The sequence below is a fragment of the Mycolicibacter minnesotensis genome (genome assembly GCF_010731755.1).
GTDB classification, from domain to species: Bacteria; Actinomycetota; Actinomycetes; order Mycobacteriales; family Mycobacteriaceae; genus Mycobacterium; species Mycobacterium minnesotense.
This window is the reverse complement of record NZ_AP022589.1, coordinates 760,043-781,393: the sequence shown is the minus strand read 5'-3', so window position 1 is coordinate 781,393 and position 21,351 is coordinate 760,043. Positions and strand designations below refer to the sequence as shown.

General features: G+C 67.4%; 22 protein-coding genes. 13 read left to right on the top strand and 9 right to left on the bottom strand.

Going from position 1 to position 21,351, the window contains the following annotated elements:
* Positions 1-4: 4 nt before the first annotated feature.
* Both G6N09_RS03860 and G6N09_RS03855 read left to right on the top strand, forming a co-directional pair.
* Entirely contained in the window at positions 5-994 is a 990-nt protein-coding gene (locus tag G6N09_RS03860; RefSeq protein WP_083023745.1) for a TIGR03557 family F420-dependent LLM class oxidoreductase, read from the top strand.
* 46 nt (positions 995-1,040) lie between these two features.
* The gene (locus G6N09_RS03855; protein WP_163752573.1) at positions 1,041-1,316 is read left to right on the top strand and encodes a UsfY protein; all 276 of its coding nucleotides are present in this window, start codon (positions 1,041-1,043) and stop codon (positions 1,314-1,316) included.
* Here G6N09_RS03855 and G6N09_RS19805 read toward each other — a convergent pair.
* From G6N09_RS19805 to G6N09_RS03815, 8 genes are all read right to left on the bottom strand, one after another.
* Complete coding sequence (locus tag G6N09_RS19805) at positions 1,230-1,625, bottom strand: GNAT family N-acetyltransferase (protein ID WP_234806946.1); 396 nt, start codon at positions 1,623-1,625, stop codon at positions 1,230-1,232. The two genes, G6N09_RS03855 and G6N09_RS19805, sit on opposite strands and share 87 nt — an antisense overlap.
* Positions 1,626-1,631: 6 nt before the next feature.
* Complete coding sequence (locus G6N09_RS03845) at positions 1,632-3,428, bottom strand: acetyl/propionyl/methylcrotonyl-CoA carboxylase subunit alpha (protein WP_083023749.1); 1,797 nt, start codon at positions 3,426-3,428, stop codon at positions 1,632-1,634.
* Positions 3,429-3,520: 92 nt separating this feature from the next.
* Positions 3,521-3,937 (bottom strand): SufE family protein, encoded by a 417-nt coding sequence (locus G6N09_RS03840; RefSeq protein WP_083023752.1) that lies wholly within the window; start codon positions 3,935-3,937, stop codon positions 3,521-3,523.
* On the bottom strand, positions 3,937-4,839 hold the full coding sequence (locus tag G6N09_RS03835) for a sulfurtransferase (protein WP_083023754.1): 903 nt from the start codon (positions 4,837-4,839) through the stop codon (positions 3,937-3,939). The genes G6N09_RS03840 and G6N09_RS03835 overlap by 1 nt, the downstream gene beginning before the upstream one ends.
* A gap of 75 nt (positions 4,840-4,914) precedes the next feature.
* Complete coding sequence (locus tag G6N09_RS03830) at positions 4,915-5,553, bottom strand: Maf family protein (RefSeq protein ID WP_083023756.1); 639 nt, start codon at positions 5,551-5,553, stop codon at positions 4,915-4,917.
* A gap of 64 nt (positions 5,554-5,617) precedes the next feature.
* Entirely contained in the window at positions 5,618-5,929 is a 312-nt protein-coding gene (locus tag G6N09_RS03825) for an acyl-CoA carboxylase subunit epsilon (protein ID WP_308214839.1), read from the bottom strand.
* Positions 5,926-7,578 (bottom strand): acyl-CoA carboxylase subunit beta, encoded by a 1,653-nt coding sequence (locus tag G6N09_RS03820; protein WP_083023760.1) that lies wholly within the window; start codon positions 7,576-7,578, stop codon positions 5,926-5,928. The genes G6N09_RS03825 and G6N09_RS03820 overlap by 4 nt, the downstream gene beginning before the upstream one ends.
* A gap of 57 nt (positions 7,579-7,635) precedes the next feature.
* Positions 7,636-9,963 (bottom strand): FdhF/YdeP family oxidoreductase, encoded by a 2,328-nt coding sequence (locus G6N09_RS03815; RefSeq protein ID WP_083023762.1) that lies wholly within the window; start codon positions 9,961-9,963, stop codon positions 7,636-7,638.
* Between the two features lie 64 nt (positions 9,964-10,027).
* Between G6N09_RS03815 and G6N09_RS03810 the strand changes: the two genes are divergently transcribed.
* Together G6N09_RS03810 and G6N09_RS03805 are read left to right on the top strand one after the other, a co-directional pair.
* Positions 10,028-10,828, top strand: a complete 801-nt coding sequence (locus G6N09_RS03810) for a biotin--[acetyl-CoA-carboxylase] ligase (protein WP_083023969.1) — start codon at positions 10,028-10,030, stop codon at positions 10,826-10,828.
* A gap of 9 nt (positions 10,829-10,837) precedes the next feature.
* Complete coding sequence (locus G6N09_RS03805; RefSeq protein ID WP_083023765.1) at positions 10,838-11,347, top strand: PH domain-containing protein; 510 nt, start codon at positions 10,838-10,840, stop codon at positions 11,345-11,347.
* Here G6N09_RS03805 and G6N09_RS03800 read toward each other — a convergent pair.
* Positions 11,311-11,958, bottom strand: coding sequence for a GtrA family protein (locus tag G6N09_RS03800; protein WP_083023767.1), 648 nt, complete (start codon positions 11,956-11,958; stop codon positions 11,311-11,313). The genes G6N09_RS03805 and G6N09_RS03800 overlap by 37 nt on opposite strands.
* Before the next feature lie 142 nt (positions 11,959-12,100).
* Here G6N09_RS03800 and G6N09_RS03795 point away from each other — a divergent pair, with 142 nt between their 5' ends.
* The 9 genes from G6N09_RS03795 to G6N09_RS03755 all read left to right on the top strand — a co-directional run bounded on the left by G6N09_RS03795 (position 12,101) and on the right by G6N09_RS03755 (position 21,350).
* The gene (locus tag G6N09_RS03795) at positions 12,101-13,267 is read left to right on the top strand and encodes a 5-(carboxyamino)imidazole ribonucleotide synthase (RefSeq protein ID WP_234806947.1); all 1,167 of its coding nucleotides are present in this window, start codon (positions 12,101-12,103) and stop codon (positions 13,265-13,267) included.
* Positions 13,260-13,775, top strand: a complete 516-nt coding sequence (purE, locus tag G6N09_RS03790; protein ID WP_083023771.1) for a 5-(carboxyamino)imidazole ribonucleotide mutase — start codon at positions 13,260-13,262, stop codon at positions 13,773-13,775. The genes G6N09_RS03795 and purE overlap by 8 nt, the downstream gene beginning before the upstream one ends.
* Before the next feature lie 14 nt (positions 13,776-13,789).
* Complete coding sequence (locus G6N09_RS03785; protein ID WP_083023772.1) at positions 13,790-14,959, top strand: acyl-CoA dehydrogenase; 1,170 nt, start codon at positions 13,790-13,792, stop codon at positions 14,957-14,959.
* A gap of 10 nt (positions 14,960-14,969) precedes the next feature.
* Positions 14,970-15,137, top strand: coding sequence for a hypothetical protein (locus G6N09_RS03780; RefSeq protein ID WP_163752650.1), 168 nt, complete (start codon positions 14,970-14,972; stop codon positions 15,135-15,137).
* 65 nt (positions 15,138-15,202) lie between these two features.
* The gene (locus G6N09_RS03775) at positions 15,203-16,336 is read left to right on the top strand and encodes an aminotransferase class V-fold PLP-dependent enzyme (protein WP_083023773.1); all 1,134 of its coding nucleotides are present in this window, start codon (positions 15,203-15,205) and stop codon (positions 16,334-16,336) included.
* 4 nt (positions 16,337-16,340) lie between these two features.
* Positions 16,341-18,440, top strand: coding sequence for a phosphate acetyltransferase (pta, locus tag G6N09_RS03770; RefSeq protein ID WP_083023774.1), 2,100 nt, complete (start codon positions 16,341-16,343; stop codon positions 18,438-18,440).
* Positions 18,437-19,591, top strand: a complete 1,155-nt coding sequence (locus G6N09_RS03765) for an acetate kinase (RefSeq protein WP_083023775.1) — start codon at positions 18,437-18,439, stop codon at positions 19,589-19,591. Before pta ends, G6N09_RS03765 begins: the two co-directional genes overlap by 4 nt.
* Positions 19,588-20,721 (top strand): MacS family sensor histidine kinase, encoded by a 1,134-nt coding sequence (gene macS, locus G6N09_RS03760; protein WP_083023776.1) that lies wholly within the window; start codon positions 19,588-19,590, stop codon positions 20,719-20,721. The genes G6N09_RS03765 and macS overlap by 4 nt, the downstream gene beginning before the upstream one ends.
* Positions 20,721-21,350 (top strand): response regulator, encoded by a 630-nt coding sequence (locus G6N09_RS03755; RefSeq protein WP_109558855.1) that lies wholly within the window; start codon positions 20,721-20,723, stop codon positions 21,348-21,350. The genes macS and G6N09_RS03755 overlap by 1 nt, the downstream gene beginning before the upstream one ends.
* Position 21,351 lies beyond the last annotated feature (1 nt).

The window sequence follows — 21,351 nt, the reverse complement described above, 5'->3', positions numbered from 1 at the left end:
TGCCATGACACGCTTTGGCTACACCCTCATGACCGAACAGAGTGGGCCCACCGAACTTGTCCGCCACGCCATTGCCGCCGAGGAGCGCGGCTTCGACTTTGCGGTGTGTAGCGATCACTTCTCGCCGTGGTTGACCTCGCAGGGCCACGCACCCCACGCGGCTACGGTGCTGGGCGCGGTTGCGTACGCCACTGCCGACATCGACCTGTACAGCTACGTGACCTGCCCGACCATGCGCTACCACCCCGCGGTGGTGGCGCAGCAGGCGGCGACCCTGCAGATTCTTGCCGAGGGGCGATTCACCTTGGGGCTGGGCAGTGGGGAGAACCTCAACGAGCACATCGTCACAGGTGCGGGTTGGCCGAATGCCCGACGCCGGCAAGCCATGCTCAGTGAGGCCATCAAGATCATCCGGGAGCTGTTGATGGGTGAGACGGTCGACCACGACGGCGAGTACTTTCAGGTCGACCAGGCACGGCTGTGGGACCTCCCCGACATACCGGTCGCGCTGGCCGTGGCCATGTCGGGGGACGAGGGGGTCGACAGATTTGCCGCCGCCACGGACCATCTGATCGCGGTCCAGCCCGACCGCGACCTGGTTCAGTCGTGGCACGCCGCCCGCCGGGCGGCAGGGTTGGCCGAGGGAGGCCGCGTCATCGGACAGCTACCGGTGAGTTGGGACCCCGACCGTGACACGGCGATCCAACGCGCCCACCGACAGTTCCGCTGGTTCGGCGGCGGCTGGTCGGTCAACGCCGAGTTGCCGACACCGACTGCATTCGCGGCTGCCACCCGCTTCGTGCAGCCACGCGACGTCGCCGACGCCATAGCCTGTGGCCCGGATCTGAGTGCGATCGTCAATGCGGTGGGCGCCTACCGCGATGCGGGATTCACCGACATCGCCCTGATTCAGATCGGGGGAGATACGCAGGAGGCGTTCCTCAAGGAGGCTGCGGAGCCGCTGTTGGCGGCGCTGCGAGACGCAGCGGCATAGCGATGCTGGGGTTTTGCGAAACAGCGTCGCGGGTACCCGAACTCCCATGAGCGATACCGATGAGGGAATCGATCGCAGGCGAACGACCCAACCGCGCGCCGGATTGGTGTTCAAGGACCGCCGGGAACTGCCGGGGTTGGCCATGCTGGTGATGGCGACCTTGGCGTTGGTGGGCTTCATGAGTGCCGCGGCGCAGCACGATGCCGGCTGGACGCTGGGCTTTGGGATTTCGGTCCTAGCCCTGGCGGTCGGCGGCGTCGTCTGGCTTTTCGTCGGCCGCCGCCGGACTATCCGCGAGGGCCGTCGCCGGGGCCAGACCTAACGCTGCGGCGGCGAATCGAAACACTGCTTGCGCCCCGGTTTGGCCTGCCTGGTCGTGACCTGGCCGGTGACGAATGCCGATCTCACCCGAACCTGGATTCAGTGCCACTTCGGCTAGTAGTTCACCGGTCGTAGGCTCGCAGACCGCCCACAGATAGCGCGTGTCCTCGGCCCAACCGGTTGCCGCCCTGGCGACGTAGTCCGGATCGGACTCACCGAGGTCGGCCAGGCTGGGGCGGTCATCGACCCGATCGTCGGCCCGTGGCATCCGCAGATACCACGGGCCGGCGTTGATCTCGACGGGCTCTATGGCCGGTTACTTGATCTCGCAGAGCACAGTGCCCTGGGTGATCGCAGAACCGGCCTCGGCGGACAGCCCGGTGATGACACCGTCCTTGTGCGCGGTGACTGGGTTCTCCATCTTCATGGCCTCCAGGACGGCGACCAGGTCACCGGCGGCGACCTCCTGGCCCTCCTCGACGGCCACCTTCACCACGGTGCCCTGCATCGGTGCCGTGACGGCATCGCCGGACGCCGCTGCACCGCCGTGCGCACCACGCTTGCGGGCCTTGGGCTTCTTGCGGATCGCGCCGCCGGCGCCGCCGGCACCGCCGCCGCCCAGGGCCAGATCGCCCGGCAAGGACACCTCCAGGCGCCGACCGCCGACCTCGACGACCACCTTCTGCCGAGGTGCGGCGTCGTCCTCATCGAGCGGCTCACCGCCGGTGAAGGGTTCGATGTTGTTCTCGAACTCGGTCTCGATCCAGCGGGTGTGCACCGTGAAGCCGTTCTCGTCGCCGATGAACGCCGGGTCGCGAACCACCACACGGTCGAACGGGATGACCGTGGCCAGCCCCTCCACGTGGAACTCGTCCAGGGCGCGCCGGGCGCGCTCCAGGGCCTCGGTCCGGGTCGCACCGGTCACGATCAGCTTGGCCAGCATCGAGTCGAACTGGCCGCCGATCACCGAACCGGTCTCCACGCCGGAGTCCATCCGGATGCCGGGGCCGGTCGGCGGGTCGAAGCGGGTGACCGGGCCGGGGGCGGGCAGGAAGCCGCGACCGGCGTCCTCGCCGTTGATGCGGAACTCGATGGAGTGGCCGCGCGGTGCGGGGTCCTCGGTGATGTCGAGCGGCTCGCCGTTGGCGATCCGGAACTGCTCACGCACCAGGTCGATACCGGAGGTCTCCTCGGTGACCGGGTGTTCCACCTGCAGCCGGGTGTTGACCTCCAGGAAGCTGATCAGCCCGTCCTGGCCGACCAGGTACTCCACGGTGCCGGCGCCGTAGTAGCCGGCCTCCTTGCAGATCCGCTTGGCCGACTCGTGGATCTCCTTGCGTTGCGCGTCGGTCAGGAACGGCGCCGGGGCCTCCTCGACCAGCTTCTGGAAGCGGCGCTGCAGCGAGCAGTCGCGGGTTCCCGCGACCACGACGTTGCCGTGCTGGTCGGCGATGACCTGGGCCTCGACGTGGCGCGGCTTGTCCAGGTAACGCTCCACGAAGCACTCGCCACGGCCGAAGGCGGCAATCGCCTCACGGGTGGCCGACTCGAACAGCTCGGGGATCTCCTCGAGGGTGCGGGCCACCTTCATGCCGCGACCACCGCCGCCGAACGCGGCCTTGATCGCCACCGGGACGCCGTACTCCTTGGCGAAGGCCACCACCTCGTCGGCGTCCTTGACCGGGTCCGGGGTGCCGGGCACCAGCGGAGCCTTGGCGCGGGCGGCGATGTGACGTGCGGTGACCTTGTCGCCGAGGTCGCGGATCGACTGCGGGCTCGGCCCGATCCAGATCAGCCCGGCGTCGAGCACGGCCTGGGCGAATTCGGCGTTCTCCGAGAGGAAGCCGTAGCCCGGGTGGATCGCGTTGGCGCCCGACTGGGCCGCGGCGTCGAGGATCTTCTCGAACACCAGGTACGACTCGGCCGAGGTCTGCCCACCCAGGGCGAAGGCCTCATCGGCAAGCCGGACGTGCGGTGCGTCGGCGTCGGGTTCGGCGTACACGGCCACGCTGGCCAATCCGGCGTCGCGCGCGGCGCGGATCACCCGGACTGCGATCTCTCCGCGGTTGGCGACGAGCACCTTGGAGATCTTCGAGCTGGCATGGTTCGCCACTGGCCCTCCTGAAGGCATGTTTAAGAAAGGTCTTTAAGAATCTAGCTTCAGGCAGTGTAAAGCGCGACCGCTGAACCTGTTCCAGGTGCCCCTTAGGCGGCGCGTAAATGCCGCTTGATGCGGGTCAACATGGCCGACATTCCGCGTAGCCGCAGCGGGCTGATCAGGGCCGCCAGCCCCAGCGTGGAGGCGAAATCCTCCGGTACGCCCAGGATGACGTCGGCGGGCTGGCCGTCGAGGCCGGCGGCCCAGATCGACGCGAAGCCTCGCGTCGTCGGTGCCTCTACCGGCGCGCTGAAGTACAGCCGCACCCGCTGGCGGTCGGCGGCGTCGACATGCAGGAACAACGGAGACTGGCACTCTGGTACCGGTTCCATGGCCGATTCGGCCAGGTCGTCAGGCAGTGCGGGCAGTTCGTCGGCGAATTCGATCAGCAGTCGCAGCTTGTCCTGGCCCTCGACTTCGGCGAAGTCGGATACCACCTGCGCCAGTCCCTCCGGCAGGCTCATCAGCTGTTCGGGGCTCCGGCGAGCTGTCCGGGGTCAGGTCCGTCGACGATCGGCACGCGAACCGTGTTGCCCCACTCGGTCCAGGAGCCGTCGTAGTTGCGGACGTTGTCCAGGCCGAGCAGATGGGTCAGCACAAACCAGGTGTGGCTGGAGCGTTCCCCGATGCGGCAGTAGGCGATCGGCTTGTCGCCGGGCTTGAGGAACCCGTAGAGCACCTCGAGTTCCTCACGCTTGCGGAACCGGCCGGCATCGTCGGCCGCCCGGCTCCACGGCACCGACACCGCGGTGGGAATGTGGCCCCCGCGCAGCACGCCCTCCTCCGGGTATTCCGGCATGTGGGTGCGCTCGCCGGTGTACTCCTGCGGTGAGCGGACGTCGATCAAAGGCACCTGGCCGATACTCGCCAGCACGTCGTCCTTGTAGGCCCGGATGGGGGCGTCGTTGCGTTTGACGACGGGGTAGCCCGTGGTGGCCTTCGACGGCACGTCCAGCGTGGTCTCGCGGCCCGAGGACACCCACAGGTCGCGCCCGCCGTCGAGCAGCCGTACGTCCTCGTGGCCGAACAGGGTGAACACCCACAGCGCATAGGCGGCCCACCAGTTGGACTTGTCGCCGTAGATGACCACCGTATCGTCGCGGGAGATGCCTTTGCGGTTCATCAGGTCGGCGAACTGCTCGCCGGTGATGTAGTCACGGACCGGGGAATCGTTGAGGTCGGTGACCCAGTCGATCTTTACGGCGGTGGGAATGTGGCCGATGTCGTAGAGCAACACGTCCTCATCGGACTCCACCACGACCAGACCGGGCCTGCCCAGATTGCCCGCCAGCCAGTCGGCTGTCACGAGGCGTTCGGGGTGAGCGTAGGACTGCAGGGCGGGGGTGGGATCGGCAGGCACTGGCACGATGCCGAGCCTACCGGTCGGTAACCGTTGCGCCACTTATGCCGGGAAATCTCGTCGGCGTGCGCAGCGTCAGGGTCAGACGGGGTTGGACTTCCACAGGGCGGCGACCGAGAGGTCGGCCCGGCGCAGCAGCCGGCGCAACATCGGCAGGCTGATCCCGATGACGCTGGAGGGATCTCCGTCGACACCGTCGACGAACCAGCCGCCCAGACCGTCCAAGGTGAAACCGCCCGCGACCCGCAGCGGCTCCCCGCTGGCCAAGTAGGCCTCCAGGTCATCGTCGTCGGGCCGGCCGAACCGCACTGTGGTGACACTGGATTCGCTGATGCGATGGGTGATCACGTTGTCACGCAACCGGATCAGGCTGTGCCCGGTGTAGAGCTGGCCGGAGTTGCCGGCCATCTCGCGCCAGCGGGCCCGGGCCTCGTCGACCGTGGGTGGTTTGCCGCAGAGCTCGCCGGCCATGTACAGCATCGAATCGCAGCCGATCACAACGCAATCGGTGCTCACCGGGGATGTGATGACAGAGGCAACCTGCTCGGCTTTAGCCACCGCCAACGCCTCGGTCACTTCAGCTGGACCTGAGGTAGCGGGCAAGCCCGCCATAACGGCGTCCTCATCGACACCGGAGACCACCACCAACGGGTCCAGTCCGGCGCCACGCAGCACCGCCAGGCGCCCGGTGGACGCCGAGCCGAGAACCAGCCGCGTCATCGGTGGGTCACCGGCGGGGTCAGATGGCGCCGGATATCCTCCGCATCGCTGGCGCTCAGTCTCGTCACCGGCGCATATGGGTGCGTTCCCGCAGAGTGATCAGCTGCCAGCTGAACACCGGAATCCGCAACTTGTCCACCGGGTGGCCCCACATATTGCGGGCACCGGCGCCGGCTTCGGCCCCAGAGCCGCCTGCGCTGCCCACCACGGCGACCAGCGCCGCAAGTTCCTCGTCAGTGGGGTTGCCGCGCAGCACCTTGATGAACGGCTCGGCAGCCGGCGCAGTTTCCTCCACGGCAGCGGTGGCCTCGTTCTCGTCGCCGCTCACAGCGTCATTCGCGTCGATCGCTGCGCTCCCTCCGCTCGCCCCGCTCACAGGGGGATGTTCCCGTGCTTCTTGGGCAGCGGCTGGACGATCTTGCGTTCCAGCAACCGCAGCGACGCCGCGATGTAGCCGCGGGTGTGCGACGGCGGGATGACCGCATCGACGTAGCCGCGCTCGGCGGCAACGTAGGGGTTGACCAACGTGTCCTCGTATTCCTGCTGGAGCTGCAGGCGTAGGGCGTCGACGTCGTCGCCGTTCTTCGAGGCTTCGGTGAGCTGCTGGCGGTAGACGAACCCGACCGCGCCCGAGGCACCCATCACCGCGATCTGGGCCGTCGGCCAGGCCACGTTGACGTCAGCGCCCATCTCCTTGGACCCCATCACGCAGTACGCGCCGCCGTAGGCCTTGCGGGTGATGACGGTGATCTTGGCGACGGTGGCCTCACCGTAGGCGTAGAGCAGCTTGGCGCCGCGCCGGATGATGCCGTTGTATTCCTGCTCGGTGCCGGGCAGGAAGCCCGGCACGTCGACCAGCAGCACGATCGGGATGTTGTAGCAATCGCAGGTCCGGATGAACCGGGCGGCCTTCTCGGAGGCGTTGATGTCCAGGCAGCCGGCGAACTGGGTCGGCTGGTTGGCCACGATGCCGACGGTGCGGCCCTCGATCCGGCCGAATCCCACGATGATGTTCTGCGCGTAGCCGGCCTGGACTTCCAGGAACTCGTCGTCATCGAGGATCCGGGTGATGACCTCGTGCATGTCGTACGGCTGGTTCGGCGAGTCCGGGATCAGCGTGTCGAGCTCGAGGTCCTCGGCAGTGAGGTTGTCCTCGATGGCGCCCTCGGCTGCCGGCACCGGGAAGTGCGGCGGGTCGGCGTAGTTGTTCGCGGGGAGGTAGCTCAGCAGGTCGCGGACGTAGTCCAGTGCGTCCTGCTCGCCGGAAGCGACGTAGTGCGCGGTGCCGGACTTGCCCATGTGGGTGTGCGCGCCGCCCAGCTCTTCCTGGGTGACTTCCTCGCCGGTGACGGTCTTGATCACGTCGGGGCCGGTGATGAACATCTGGCTGGTCTGGTCGACCATCACGATGAAGTCGGTCAGGGCGGGGGAGTACACGTGACCGCCCGCGGCCGCACCCATGATGAGCGAGATCTGCGGGATGACGCCGGAGGCCCGGATGTTGTTGTAGAAGATCTTGCTGTACAGGCCCAGCGAGACCACACCCTCCTGGATGCGGGCGCCGGCGCCGTCGTTGATGCCGATCAGCGGCCGGCCGGTCTTCATGGCCAGTTCCTGGACCTTGACGATCTTCTCGCCGTAGACCTCGCCGAGGCTGCCGCCGAACACGGTGGCGTCCTGGCTGAAGATGCAGACTTCGCGGCCGTCGATGGTGCCGTATCCGGTCACCACGCCGTCGCCCAGCGGACGCTTGTCAGCCAGGCCGAAGTTGGTGCTGCGGTGCTTGGCCAGTGCGTCGAGCTCGACGAACGAACCCTCGTCGAGCAGGGCGTAGACCCGTTCCCGCGCGGTCAGCTTGCCCTTGGCGTGCACCTTCTCCACGGCGGCCTCACCGACCGGGTGCAGGGTCTCCTCGGTCCGACGCTTGAGGTCGGCGAGCTTGCCCGCGGTGGTGTGGATGTCGACGACATGCTCGGCTTGCGCCTCTACGTGGGCCTCACCGGAGTGCTCAGTAACACTGGTCATAAGAAACGATCTTAAAGTGTGTGCTGCGGGATCGGCCGACCGGATCGGTTAGGCGAGTCACCCGCCCCGCGTCGGCTCCAATCGGATCACCACGGCCTTGGACACCGGTGTGTTGGACTTGGCCGCGGTGTGGTCCAGCGGTACCAGCGGATTGGTCTCCGGATAGTAGGCGGCCGCATTGCCGACCGGTGTGGCGTAGGCCACCACCAGGAAATCGTCGGCGCGCCGCTCCTGCAGCCGGCCGTCGGCGTCGCGCCACTCCGACACCAGGTCGACGCGGCTGCCGTCGGACAGTCCCAGCGCGTCGATGTCGGTGGGGTTGACAAAGACCACCCGGCGGCCGCCCTTCACCCCGCGGTAGCGGTCATCGAGCCCGTAGATCGTGGTGTTGTATTGATCGTGGCTGCGCAGGGTCTGCAGCACCAGCCGCCCGGGCGGCGTCGGGACCCATTCCAGGGTATTGATCGCGAAGTTGGCCTTGCCTGTGTGCGTAGGGAATTCGCGGGCATCACGCGGCGGATGGGGCAGCTGGAAGCCATCGGGTTGGCGGACCCGGCGGTTGTAGTCGGCGCAGCCGGGGACCACCGCGGCGATCGCATCGCGGATGCTGTCGTAGTCGGAGGCAAAGCGCTCCCATGGCACCGGATGATCCGGCCCCAACACGGTGCGGGCCAGCTCGCAGACGATCTGCACCTCGCTGCGAACCTCGTCGCTGGGAGGGCGCAGGCGGCCGCGTGACAGGTGCACCATCGACATCGAATCTTCCACCGAGACCACTTGTTTGTGTCCGTTGCGGACGTCGCGGTCGGTGCGTCCCAAGGCCGGCAGGATCAGGGCACTGCTGCCGTGGACCAGATGGCTGCGGTTGAGCTTGGTCGACACCTGCACTGTCAGTGAGCAGCGCCGGAGTGCGGCCTCGGTGACCTCGGTGTCCGGCGAGGCGGCCGCAAAGTTGCCCCCCATGGCCATGAACACCGTGGCCCGGCCGTCGCGCATCGCCCTGATGGCGTCGACAGTGTGATAGCCATGCCTGCGCGGGCTCACGATCCCGAAGTGGCGATCCAGCGCGGCCAGGAACGATTCGGGCATCTGCTCGTAGATGCCCATGGTTCGATCGCCCTGAACGTTGGAGTGCCCTCGCACCGGGCAGACCCCGGCGCCGGGCTTTCCGATCATGCCGCGCAGCAGCAGCACGTTGGTGGCCTCCCCGATGGTGGCCACGGCATGCCTGTGCTGAGTCAGGCCCATCGCCCAGCACAACACCGTGCGCTGCGACGCCATCAGCATCTCGGCGACACGGTGCAGCTGAGCCTGCCCGACTCCCGTCGCGGCGGACACCACGTCGAAGTCCACCTCGCGCGTCCGGCTGCGGTACTCGTCGAACCCGGCACAGTGCGCGTCGATGAAGGCATGGTCGACGACGGTGCCGGGGGCGCGCTCCTCGGCCTCGAGCAGCAGTCGGCCCAGCCCGGCGAACAACGCCATGTCGCCGCCGAGGCGGATCTGGACGAACTCGTCGGCGATCGGGACGCCGTGGCCGAGCACGCCATTGAGCTTCTGGGGATCCTTGAAGCGGATCAGTCCGGCCTCGGGCAGCGGGTTGATCGCCACCACCTGTGCCCCGTTGGCCTTGGCCTTCTCCAGGACCGACAGCATTCTCGGGTGGTTGGTGCCGGGATTCTGGCCGGCGATCAGGATCAGGTCGGCGCGTTCGATGTCGTCGACGGTGACCGAGCCCTTGCCGATCCCGATCGATTCGCCGAGCGCCTGCCCCGACGATTCGTGGCACATATTGCTGCAATCGGGGAGGTTGTTCGTGCCGAAGCTGCGCACCATGAGCTGGTAGGCAAAGGCGGCTTCATTGCTGGTGCGACCCGAGGTGTAGAACACCGCCTGGTCGGGGCTCTCCAACGCCTGCAGCTCCGTGGCGATCAGTCGATAGGCGTCGTCCCAGCTGATGGGGCGGTAGTGGTCGTCGCCCGGACGGAGCACCACCGGCTGGGTGAGGCGGCCCTGTTGCGACAGCCAGTACTCCGGTTTGCTGGACAGTTCTTCGATCGAGTGACGGGCAAAAAAATCCGGCCCGATGACGCGGCTGGTGGCCTCCTCAGCGACGGCCTTGGCGCCGTTCTCGCAGAATTCGGCGATCTTGCGCCCGCCGTGTTCCTCCGGCCACGCGCAACCGGGGCAGTCGAACCCGTGACGTTGATTCAGCCGGGCCCAGGCGGCACCGGTTCGCCACAGGCCCATCTGGCTCAGGCTGCGCTGCAACGAGACCAGCACCGCCCGCACTCCGGCGGCTTCGCCCTTGCGCGGGGTGATTCGCACACCGTGCTCGTCGTAGTCGCTGTCAATGTCTGCACCGTCGGCGCGAAATCGGCCCATGATGATGCCAACCTAGAACGTGTGGTGCCGCTACGGAACCCCGCCCGGTCGTAAGCTGACCGCCATGGACAGACCCGCGCTGGACGCCGCCGCACTGCGCGCTGCGCTGATCGGTCCCGCAGCCTGGCGTGCCGTGGATGTCGTGGCCGAAACCGGCTCCACCAATGCCGACTTGTTGGCCCGCTCGGCGAAGGGCGACGACATCGACGGCGCGGTGCTGCTGGCGGAGCATCAGACAGCTGGTCGTGGGCGCCATGGTCGCCACTGGAGCGCCCCGGTGCGCAGCCAGCTCGCGTTGTCCGTGGGCGTCGCCGCGGACACGGTACCGACGGCGGGCTGGGGCTGGCTGACATTGGCCACCGGGGTCGCCGTCGCTGACGCGATCGCCGAGGTCTCGGGCATTGAGGTCGGCTTGAAGTGGCCCAATGACGTCATGGCGGGCGACGGCAAGCTGGCCGGCATCCTGGCCGAGGTGGCCGCGCCGCAGCAGCGGATCGTGGTGGGTCTCGGGCTCAACGTGACCATGACCGCGCAGGAGGCCCCGGACCCGGCGGCCGTCTCCTTGGCCATGCTCGGCTCCCCGGTGATCGACCGAAATATCTGGGCCGGCGCGGTTCTGCGACACCTGGCGGACCGGATCGCGGCGTGGCGCGCGGCCGGTGGGGCCGACGACGCGTTGGTGTCGGACTATCGGCGGCACAGCTGCACGCTGGGGGCACAGGTCCGCGCCGACATCCCCGGTGATCACCAGGTATTGGGGCTGGCCGAGGCTATCGACGACACCGGCCGCCTGGTCATCAACACCGGCGACTCCACGGTCACGGTGTCGGCCGGTGACGTCACTCGGCTGCGGCGCAACGGCTAGGCGACTGCCGTGGGTTACCCGGAGAACGTGCTGGCCGACGACGAGCAGCTGGTGCTGCATCGGCATTCGCATGTCAAACGCCTGATCCTGCCGGTGCTGGCACTGTTGCTGGCCACCGCCTTCGCCGCGTTCGCCTGCGGCTTCGTCAACCCGCGGGCCTGGGATCCGACCGCCAAGAACATCGTCTTCGCCGTGATCTGGGTGATCTGGCTGGTGGTCGTCGGCTGGCTATCGGTCTGGCCGTTCCTGAGCTGGCTCACGACGCATTTCGTCGTCACCGACCGGCGGGTGATGTTTCGGCACGGCTTGTTGACCCGCAGCGGGCTCGACATCGCCCTGTCCCGGATCAACAGTGTGGAATTCGTCCACGGGTTAATCGATCGGATCCTGCGCACTGGGACGCTGATCATCGAGTCGGCGTCACAGGAGCCACTGGAGTTCTACGACATCCCGCGGGTGGAGCAGGTCCACACGCTGCTGTATCACGAAGTCTTCGACAGGCCGTCCGCTCGCGGTTGAGGGTGCGGTGTGCGGCGGAGCAGAGTCACCACGCCGGTGTCCGGGCCGCCCTCCAAGACGTCCTCGATGGCCTCGGCCAGCGCACCGGTCTCCAGCGTTGCGTCCAGTGCGGTGGCAGTGCTGCGCGCGAACTCGTCGGGAAAGACCCAGCGGCGGAACGCCCAGAAGCGGAACGCCATCTGCAGCAGGTTGCCGACGATGTAGGCCGAGACAAAGTCCGAGAGGTTCTCGACGGTCAACGACACCATGGGCACGCGCAGCCCGAGCACGTAGCTGGAGAACCACAACGGCGCCATCGACAGCAGCACGCCCACACCGCTGACCCCGAAGAACAGCAGCGCCTCGTGGTGGCGCTCCCGGCCTCCACGGGCCTTGAAGCTCCACTCCCGGTTGAGAATGTAGGAGGCGATCACCGCGACGATCCCGGAGATGACCTTGGCGGTGACGGGCTTGGGCGACAGGATCGTCAGCTTGAGCGTGTAGAACAGCGCCGAGTCGATGACGAAGGTGGTCGCGCCGACGATGGCGAACTTGATCAGCTCATGATGGCGTTCGGCCAGCGGACGGATCACCCGCGGTAGGCGGGCGATCGTGGCGTCGGTAAAAGACACAAGTTGCCAGTGTACGGACTCAGGCCCTTGCGTGCCTAACGACTGCGTAGCGACCCCGTTGGGCCGGCGTGACACGATATTGCCCGTGCCGACCCCCCCAACCTCTACCTCGCCTGCCGATGGGCGTACACCCTTGGTCGCCATGGTGGGTGGCGGCCAGCTGGCTCGAATGACCCATCAGGCGGCGATCGCGCTGGGACAGCGGCTGCGGGTGCTGGCCGCGGCGGCGGACGAGCCGGCTGCCCAGGTCACCCCGGACGTCGTGCTGGGCTCGCACACCAACCTCGACGACCTGCGCCGGGCCGCGGCCGGGGCCACCGTGCTCACCTTCGACCACGAGCACGTCCCGGGCGAACTGCTGGACCAGCTGATCGCCGAGGGCATCAACGTCGCACCTCCGCCCGCTGCACTGCTGCACGCGCAGGACAAGTTGGTGATGCGCCGCAAGTTGGCGGAGCTGGGAGCGCCGGTGCCGCGATTCGCCGCGATCGAGACGCCGCAGGATCTCGAGGATTTCGCGGCGTTGACCGGCGGCCCCATGGTGGTCAAGGCGGTCCGCGGCGGCTACGACGGGCGGGGGGTGTCGCTCGTCGACGACATCACGGCGGCCCGCGCCGCTGTGGAGGACTATCGGGCCGCCGGGGTGGCGGTGATGGCCGAAGAGCGGGTGGTGATGCGCCGGGAGCTTTCGGCGCTGGTCGCCCGATCGCCGTTTGGTCAAGGCGCGGCGTGGCCGGTGGTCGAGACTGTCCAGGAAGACGGAATCTGTGTGACCGTGATCGCGCCGGCGCCCGATCTTTCCGACGAAGCTGCTGTGGCAGCGCAACGGTTGGCGCTGAACCTGGCCGACGAGTTGGGCGTGGTCGGAGTGCTGGCGGTCGAGCTCTTCGAAACCGTCGACGGAGAGTTGCTGGTCAACGAGTTGGCTATGCGGCCGCACAACTCGGGGCACTGGACCATGGACGGTGCGGCCACCAGCCAGTTCGAACAGCATCTTCGTGCGGTGCTGGACTATCCGCTCGGCGCCACCACGCCGGTGGCGGCGGTGACCGTGATGGCCAACGTCCTCGGCGCTGCGGCAGCCCCGACAATGACGATGGACGAGCGGTTGCACCACCTGTTCGCGCGGTATCCCGATGCCCGGGTTCACCTCTACGGCAAAGGTGAACGGCCGGGCCGCAAGATCGGCCACATCAACCTGCTCGGGGCCGAAGCGACGGACGTCGCGAAGCTGCGCGAGCGGGCCGAAAGCGCGGCACACTGGTTGTCGCATGGGGAATGGAGCGATGGATGGGATCCGCATGAGTGAACACAGGCCCGGTCCCCGGGTCGGCGTCGTCATGGGCAGTGACAGCGACTGGTCGGTGATGGAGGACGCGGCCATGGCGCTGGCCGAGTTCGACGTCCCCTTCGAAGTCGGAGTGGTCTCAGCGCACCGCACTCCGCAGCGCATGTTCGACTACGCGCGCGACGCCGGCGGCCGCGGCATCGAGGTGATCATCGCCGGGGCGGGCGGCGCCGCGCATCTGCCCGGGATGGTGGCTTCGGCCACACCGCTACCGGTGATCGGTGTGCCGGTCCCGCTCGCCCGGTTGGACGGCCTGGATTCTTTGCTGTCGATCGTGCAGATGCCGGCTGGAGTTCCGGTAGCCACCGTCTCTATCGGCGGCGCGCGCAACGCTGGTTTGCTGGCGGTGCGCATTCTGGGGTCGGCCGACGTTGCGCTGCGCACCCGCATGGTGGCCTTTCAAGAGCAACTGGCCGAGAGCGTGCTTGCGAAGGACGCGATGCTTCAAGGTAAAGTTACCGGCGAGTAGCTTAGGAGGCTGTCATGGCTGGGTGGGCCGGAGATCCATCGTTTGACCTGTTCAAGCTCCCCGAGGAGCACGATGAATTGCGTGCGGCCATCCGGGCGCTGGCGGAGAAGGAGATCGCTCCTCACGCCAAGGAGGTCGACGAGCAGGCCCGGTTCCCCGACGAGGCCTTGGCGGCGCTGAACGCCTCCGGTTTCAACGCGGTGCATGTGCCTGAGGCGTACGGCGGCCAGGGTGCAGACTCGGTGGCGGCCTGCATCGTGATCGAGGAGGTGGCCCGAGTCTGTGCCTCTTCCTCGCTGATCCCGGCGGTGAACAAACTCGGCACCATGGGATTGATCCTGTCGGGGTCTGAAGAGCTCAAGGCTCAGGTGCTGCCCGGGCTTGCGTCGGGCGAGGTGATGGCGTCGTATGCGTTGAGCGAGCGCGAGGCCGGCAGTGACGCCGCGGCGATGCGCACCCGCGCCAAAGCCGACGGTGATGACTGGATTCTCAACGGCTCCAAGTGCTGGATCACCAACGGTGGTAAGTCCAGTTGGTACACGGTGATGGCGGTGACCGACCCGGACCTGGATGCCAACGGCATCTCGGCGTTCATGGTGCACATCGACGACGAGGGCTTCACCATCGGTCCCAAAGAGCACAAGCTCGGTATCAAGGGGTCACCGACGACGGAGTTGTACTTCGAGAACTGCCGGATTCCCGGTGACCGGATCATCGGCGAGCCGGGCACCGGCTTCAAGACCGCGTTGCGGACGCTGGACCACACCCGTCCGACGATCGGTGCGCAGGCCGTCGGTATCGCTCAGGGGGCGCTGGACGCGGCGATCGCCTACACCAAGGATCGCAAGCAGTTCGGCAAGAACATCAGCACGTTCCAGGGCGTGCAGTTCATGTTGGCCGACATGGCGATGAAGCTGGAGGCCGCCCGGTTGATGGTGTATTCGGCGGCGGCTCGTGCCGAGCGTGGTGAGACCGGGCTGGGGTTCATCTCCGCAGCGTCGAAGTGTTTCGCCTCCGATGTCGCCATGGAGGTCACCACTGACGCGGTGCAATTGTTCGGCGGGGCTGGCTACACCACTGATTTCCCGGTGGAGCGGATGATGCGTGACGCCAAGATCACCCAGATCTATGAGGGCACCAACCAGATTCAGCGTGTCGTGATGAGCCGGCACCTCCTGCGCTGACGCCGGGGCGATGAGCACGCGACACGAACCCGTTCGTACGGCCCGGCATGCGTTCGTCGACACCGTCGAAGGGCTCTCCGGCGCCCAATTCGACCACGGCACCACGCTGTGCTCGGCCTGGGTGGTCGCAACATTTCCGATGTCCAGATCGGTTGAGATCGGTCACGCGCATCGGTGAACCCCGAACCCCCGCAGCCCTAAGATTGGCAATCGGCGCTGCCCGTCCGACCTAGGAGAGGCTTGATGGCAGGACTACGGCCCGGGGTCGACCCCGACGGCTTATTGGAGTACTCCGTCGTCTACACCGACCGGGCGCTCAATCACATGTCCACCTGCTTCCAGACCGTCATGAACGATGTCTCGGCCATGCTGTGCGAGGTGTACCACGCCGACGCAGCGGTCCTGGTGCCCGGCAACGGGACGTGCGGCATGGAGGCGGTTGCGCGACAGTTCGCCACCGACGCCGAGGTGCTTGTCCTGCGGAACGGGTTCTTCAGCTACCGGTGGAGCCAGATTCTGGAGACTGGGCGCATCACCGACCGCACCACCGTGCTCAAGGCAGGCCCGACGGGCGACGGCGACCAGGCGCCCTGGGCCCCTGCACCCGTCGACGAGGTGGAGGAGGCCATCGCCCGGGTCCGGCCGGCCGTGGTGTGTGTGCCCCACGTCGAAACCTCCAGCGGAATACTGCTTCCCGACGACTACTTGGCACGCGTCGGCGCGGCGACAACGGCGGTGGGCGGCCTGTTCGTCTTGGACTGCATCGCCTCGGGAGTCGTCTGGTCGGACATGGCGGCGCTAGGCGTGGACGTGTTGGTCACCGCACCGCAGAAGGGCTGGAGCTCTGAACCGGGCTGCGCGATGGTCTGCTTGTCCCGCCGCGCCGTGGAGGTCATGGAACGCACCCAGAGCACCAGCTTCGCGTTGGATCTGAAGAAGTGGCGCGACATCATGGCCAGCTACGAGAACGGCGGCTATGCCTACCACGCGACCATGCCGACCGGAGTGATCCGCAGCCTGCGCGACGCCATGGCCGAGACCCGAGAACTCGGTTTCGATGTGGTTCGCGAACAACAGTTCACCCTGGGCCGCAAGGTGCGGGCACTGCTGGCTGAACGGGGCTTCCCGAGTGTGGCAGCACCCGGTTTCGAGGCCCCCGGCGTGGTGGTGAGCTACACCACGGACCCAGACATTCGTAGTGGGAAGAAGTTTGTGGCCCAGGGACTTCAGACCGCCGCGGGAGTGCCTCTGCAATGCGATGAGCCGGCGGCGTTCAGTACGTTCCGGTTGGGTCTGTTCGGGCTGGACAAGCTCGCTGACGTCGAGGGAACGGTGGCGCGACTGACTGCGGCGCTTGACCGGATCGCCGTGGCCTGAACCGATGTCAGACGGCAACGCGGGCGCCTCGAGCATCTACCTCGCCGCCGCCGAGGGCGGCACCGGCAAGTCCGTCCTGGCATTGGGCCTGCTTAACCAGCTGGCCGCCTCATCGGCACGCGTGGGTGTGTTCCGTCCGGTCGTGCGATCGCTGGACGAACCCGACGAGCTGCTTGAGTTGCTGCTTGCGCATGCCACCGCCACCGTCGACCACCACGACGCCTGCCGCGGCGTCACCTACCAGCAGGTCTACGCCGACCGGGACGCCGCGCTCAGTGAGATCGTCGCGCAGTTCCACGAAGTAGCCCGGTGTTGCGACACCGTACTGGTGGTCGGCAGCGACTACACCGACATCGTCAACCCCAGCGAGCTGAGCTTCAATGCGCGCATCGCGGTGAACCTGGGGGCGCCCCTGGTGCTCGCCGTCAACGGACACCAGCGCGACCCACAGGCGATCGCCGAGATCACCGATCGATGCCTGGCCGAAGTGGCCGCGGTGCATGCACACACAGCTGCGGTGATCGCCAACCGTTGTGACCCGGACCGGCTGGCCGAGATCACCAGTGCCATCTCGGTGAGTTTGGCCGGCGCCGACATCCCGACCTTCGCAGTGCCCGAGGTCGCCCTGCTGTCGGCTCCGACGATGGGTGAACTCTGCGCCGCACTGGGCGGCACCGTCTACAGCGGCGACCCGGAGTTACTGCGACGCGAAGTTCTCGGCGTCATGGTCGGCGGCATGACCGCTGAGAACATTCTTGACCGGCTGATCGAAGGTCAAGTGGTGATCGTGCCCGCCGACCGCTCCGATGTGCTGCTGGCACTGGTGAACGCCCATGAAGCGCAGGGATTTCCCTCGCTCGCCGGGATGATCCTCAACGGCGGCCTGTTGCCGCACCCGGCCATCGACAAATTGGTCAAGGGTCTGCGGCCCACGCTGCCGTTGATCGCCACCAGCCACCGCACCTACGACACCGCCGAAATGGTGTCCAATACCGGATCGAAGATCACCGTCGATGCGCTGCGCAAGATCGACACCGCACTGGCACTGATGGCGGCTCACGTCGACGGCGTCGAACTGGCCGAACGGCTCCGGGTTCCGCAGTCGACCGTCGTCACCCCGCAGATGTTCGAGTACCGGCTGTTGGAACGAGCCCGGCGCGACCGCCGTCATATCGTACTTCCGGAAGGAAGCGATGATCGAATCTTGTTGGCAGCAGGACGATTACTGTCTCGCGGCATTGTCGACCTGACCCTGCTGGGCGTGGAAGGCGCGGTGCGCAGACGCGGCGCCGAACTGGGCGTGGACCTGGACTCGGCACGGGTGATCGACCCCGCGAGCAGCGAACTGCAAGCACGATTCGCCGCCGAATACACCCGGCTGCGTGCGCACCGGGGCATGACCGAAGAGCGTGCCAGCGAGATCATGCGCGACATCTCCTATTTCGGCACCATGATGGTGCACCTGGGGATCGCCGACGGCATGGTGTCGGGTGCCGCGCACACCACGGCCCACACGATCAGACCAGCTTTCGAGATCATCCGGACCGCACCCGGGGTATCAACGGTGTCGAGTGTCTTCCTGATGTGCCTGTCGGATCGGGTGCTGGCCTACGGAGACTGTGCGGTGGTACCGGATCCCACCGTGGAGCAACTCGCCGACATTGCCATCTCCTCGGCCGCCACCGCGGCCGCGTTCGGCATTGAACCCAGGGTGGCGCTGCTGTCCTATTCCACCGGTGAGTCCGGGTCGGGTGCCGGTGTGGACAAAGTCCGGGCCGCAACGCAGTTGGTGCACGAGCGGCGCCCCGACCTGCTCGCCGACGGACCGATCCAGTACGACGCAGCGGTCGACGAGGGAGTCGCCGCGGTCAAGATGCCGGAGTCGAAGGTCGCCGGGCGCGCCACCGTACTGGTGTTTCCCGATCTCAACACCGGCAACAACACCTACAAGGCGGTACAGCGCAGCGCCGGCGCGGTCGCGATCGGCCCGGTACTGCAGGGCCTCGCCAAACCCGTCAACGACCTGTCCCGGGGAGCCCTGGTCGACGACATCGTCTACACCGTGGCCATCACCGCGATCCAAGCGCAGGAGGCGGCTCGATGACCGCGGCCGCACCCGGGTTGGTGCTGGTGCTCAATTCGGGCTCGTCGTCGATCAAGTTCCAGCTGGTCGACCCGGTGGTGGGCACCGTGCCGCTGTCCGGCCTGGTGGAACAGATCGGCGAACCCGACGGTCCGGTGGCCGACCATGCGGCCGGGCTGCGCCTGATCCATCGGCAGCTCACCGACTCCGGCATCGACCTTGCCGCCGTTCGGGCCGTCGGGCACCGGGTGGTGCACGGTGGCAACCTGTTCTACGCCCCCACGCTGATCACCGATGAGGTGGTGGCCGAGGTGGCGCGACTGTCCGAACTGGCGCCCCTGCACAACCCGGCTAATGTGATCGGGATCGAGTTGGCGCGCAAGGACTTTCCGGACGTCCCGCATGTGGCGGTGTTCGACACCGGGTTCTTCCACTCGCTGCCGGCCGCCGCCGCCAGTTACGCCATTGACCACGACGTCGCAACCCGGTACGGCATCCGCCGCTACGGATTCCACGGCACATCGCACGAATACGTCTCGGGTGAGGTGGCCGTGCTGCTGGGCCGAGAGCCGCGCGAGCTGAACATCATCGTGCTGCACCTGGGCAACGGCGCCTCGGCGTCGGCCGTGCGCGGCGGGGTGGCCGTGGAGACATCGATGGGGCTGACCCCGCTGGAGGGCCTGGTGATGGGCACCCGCAGCGGCGACATCGACCCGGGGGTGTTGTTCCACCTCAACCGCACTGCCGGACTGGACATCGATGAGCTCGACGAGTTGCTGAACCGGCGCTCCGGCCTGAAAGGGCTGTGCGGGGTCAACGACTTTCGGGAACTGCTCGAGCAGCGCGCCGCCGGCGGTTCGCGAGCTGAGGCCGCCACCCTGGCGTACGACGTCTACATTCACCGGCTGCGCAAATACGTGGGCGCTTACCTGGCGGTGCTGGGTCGTGTCGATGCGATCGCCTTCACCGCCGGGGTGGGGGAGAACGCGCCCAGCGTGCGCGAAGACGCGCTGGCGGGCCTGGACGGGCTGGGCATCGTGGTGGATCCCCAGCGCAACCGCAGCGGCAAGGGCGCGCGCGTCATCTCCACCGACGCCTCACCCACCACCGTCCTGGTGGTACCGACCAACGAAGAGTTGGCGATAGCGCGGGCCGCCTGGCAGTTCGTGTGAGCACCGCCTGCGACCCGGACCCGGTGACCCCACTGTGGCGGGCCGCGCAGGTCTTTCGGCTACTCAGCTGTCTATATGCGCTGGGATTCCAGCTGGCGATCAACGACGACATGCGCCGTCCCGGACTGGCCTGGCTGCTGTTCGCGGTCCTGATCGGCTTCAGCGGCCTGTGTGGGATCGGTTATCTACGCGGCTTCGCTCGCCGGCCGGCGTGGGTGATCACCGAGATCATCGTGGTCGTGGCCCTGATGCTCTCCACCGATGTGGTGGCCTCTCGGCAGTGGGAACTCGACAACCAATCCTGGCCGACGACCTTGTGGGCCAGCAATGCCACGGTCTCGGCCGCGCTGCAGTTCGGCTCGACCGGAGGGATGGCGACCGCGGCCCTCGTGACCGCGGCCAGCGCCTTCGTCAAGGGCTACGTGAGCCTGAACTTCGGCCGCAACGCCACGATGATCGTCGAACTGGCACTGGGCCTGGCGGTCGGCATGGCCGCCCAGACTGCACGCCGAGCCCACAACGAGCTGCAGCGGGCGACCCGGCTGGCGGCGGCAACCGAAGAACGCGAGCGGCTGTCGCGGCATGTGCACGACGGAGTCATCCAGGTGCTCGCGTTGGTCACCCGCCGCGGACGTGAGATCGGTGGCGCCGCAGCAGAGCTGGGTGAGCTGGCCGGCGAACAGGAGCGAGCACTGCGCCGGCTGGTGAGTTCGGGAGACGTCGCGGCGAAGGATGACGCCACCGGCGCCACGGACCTACGGGCGCTGTTGAACCGCCGAGCCGGCGAACGTGTTTCGCTCAGCCTGCCCGGCACTCCGGTACTGCTGCAGGCGGATACGGCCGCCGAGCTCGACGCGGCCGTGGGTAATGCGCTGGACAACGTGTGGGCCCACGCCGGGGTGCACGCTCGGGCCTTCGTGCTCTGCGAAGACCTGGGTGCAACGGTGACAGTCAGCGTGCGCGATGACGGGGTGGGAATCGCCGCCGGCCGGTTGGAGGAGGCCGTTCGCCAGGGACATGTCGGGGTATCGAAGTCGATCGTGGGTCGGCTGGCCGCGTTGGGCGGCGGCGCAGTCCTGCGCACCGAGGTCGGGGAGGGAACAGAGTGGGAACTGAGCATCCGACGGTGATGGTGGTCGATGACCATCCGATCTGGCGCGACGCCGTCGCTCGCGACCTGGCCGATTCCGGGTTCACCGTGGTCGCGACCGCCGACGGTGTGCACAGTGCGCGTCGGCGGGCCGAGGCGGTCAAGCCCGACGTGGTCCTGATGGACATGCGCATGGGCGACGGCGACGGGGTGACCGCAACAACGGCGATCCTCGCGGTCTCGCCACAGTCCCGCGTGTTGGTGTTGTCGGCTTCGGACGAACGTGACGACGTTTTGCAGGCGGTCAAGGCCGGGGCCACCGGTTACCTGGTCAAAAGCGCCTCCCGGGAGGAACTGACGGAGGCGGTACACGCCACCGCCGCCGGGCGCGCGGTGTTCACCCCGGGTTTGGCCGGACTGGTGTTGGGCGAGTATCGCCGCCTGGAACGCAGCCCGGAGGCAGGACCGGACACGCCCGCCCTGACCGAGCGGGAGACCGAGGTGTTACGCCACGTGGCCAAGGGCCTGTCCGCCAAGCAGATCGCGCAGCGGCTCAGCTTGAGTCATCGCACCGTGGAAAACCATGTCCAGGCGACGTTCCGCAAGCTGCAGGTCGCCAACCGGGTTGAACTTGCCCGGTATGCCATCGAACACGGATTGGACAGCTGAA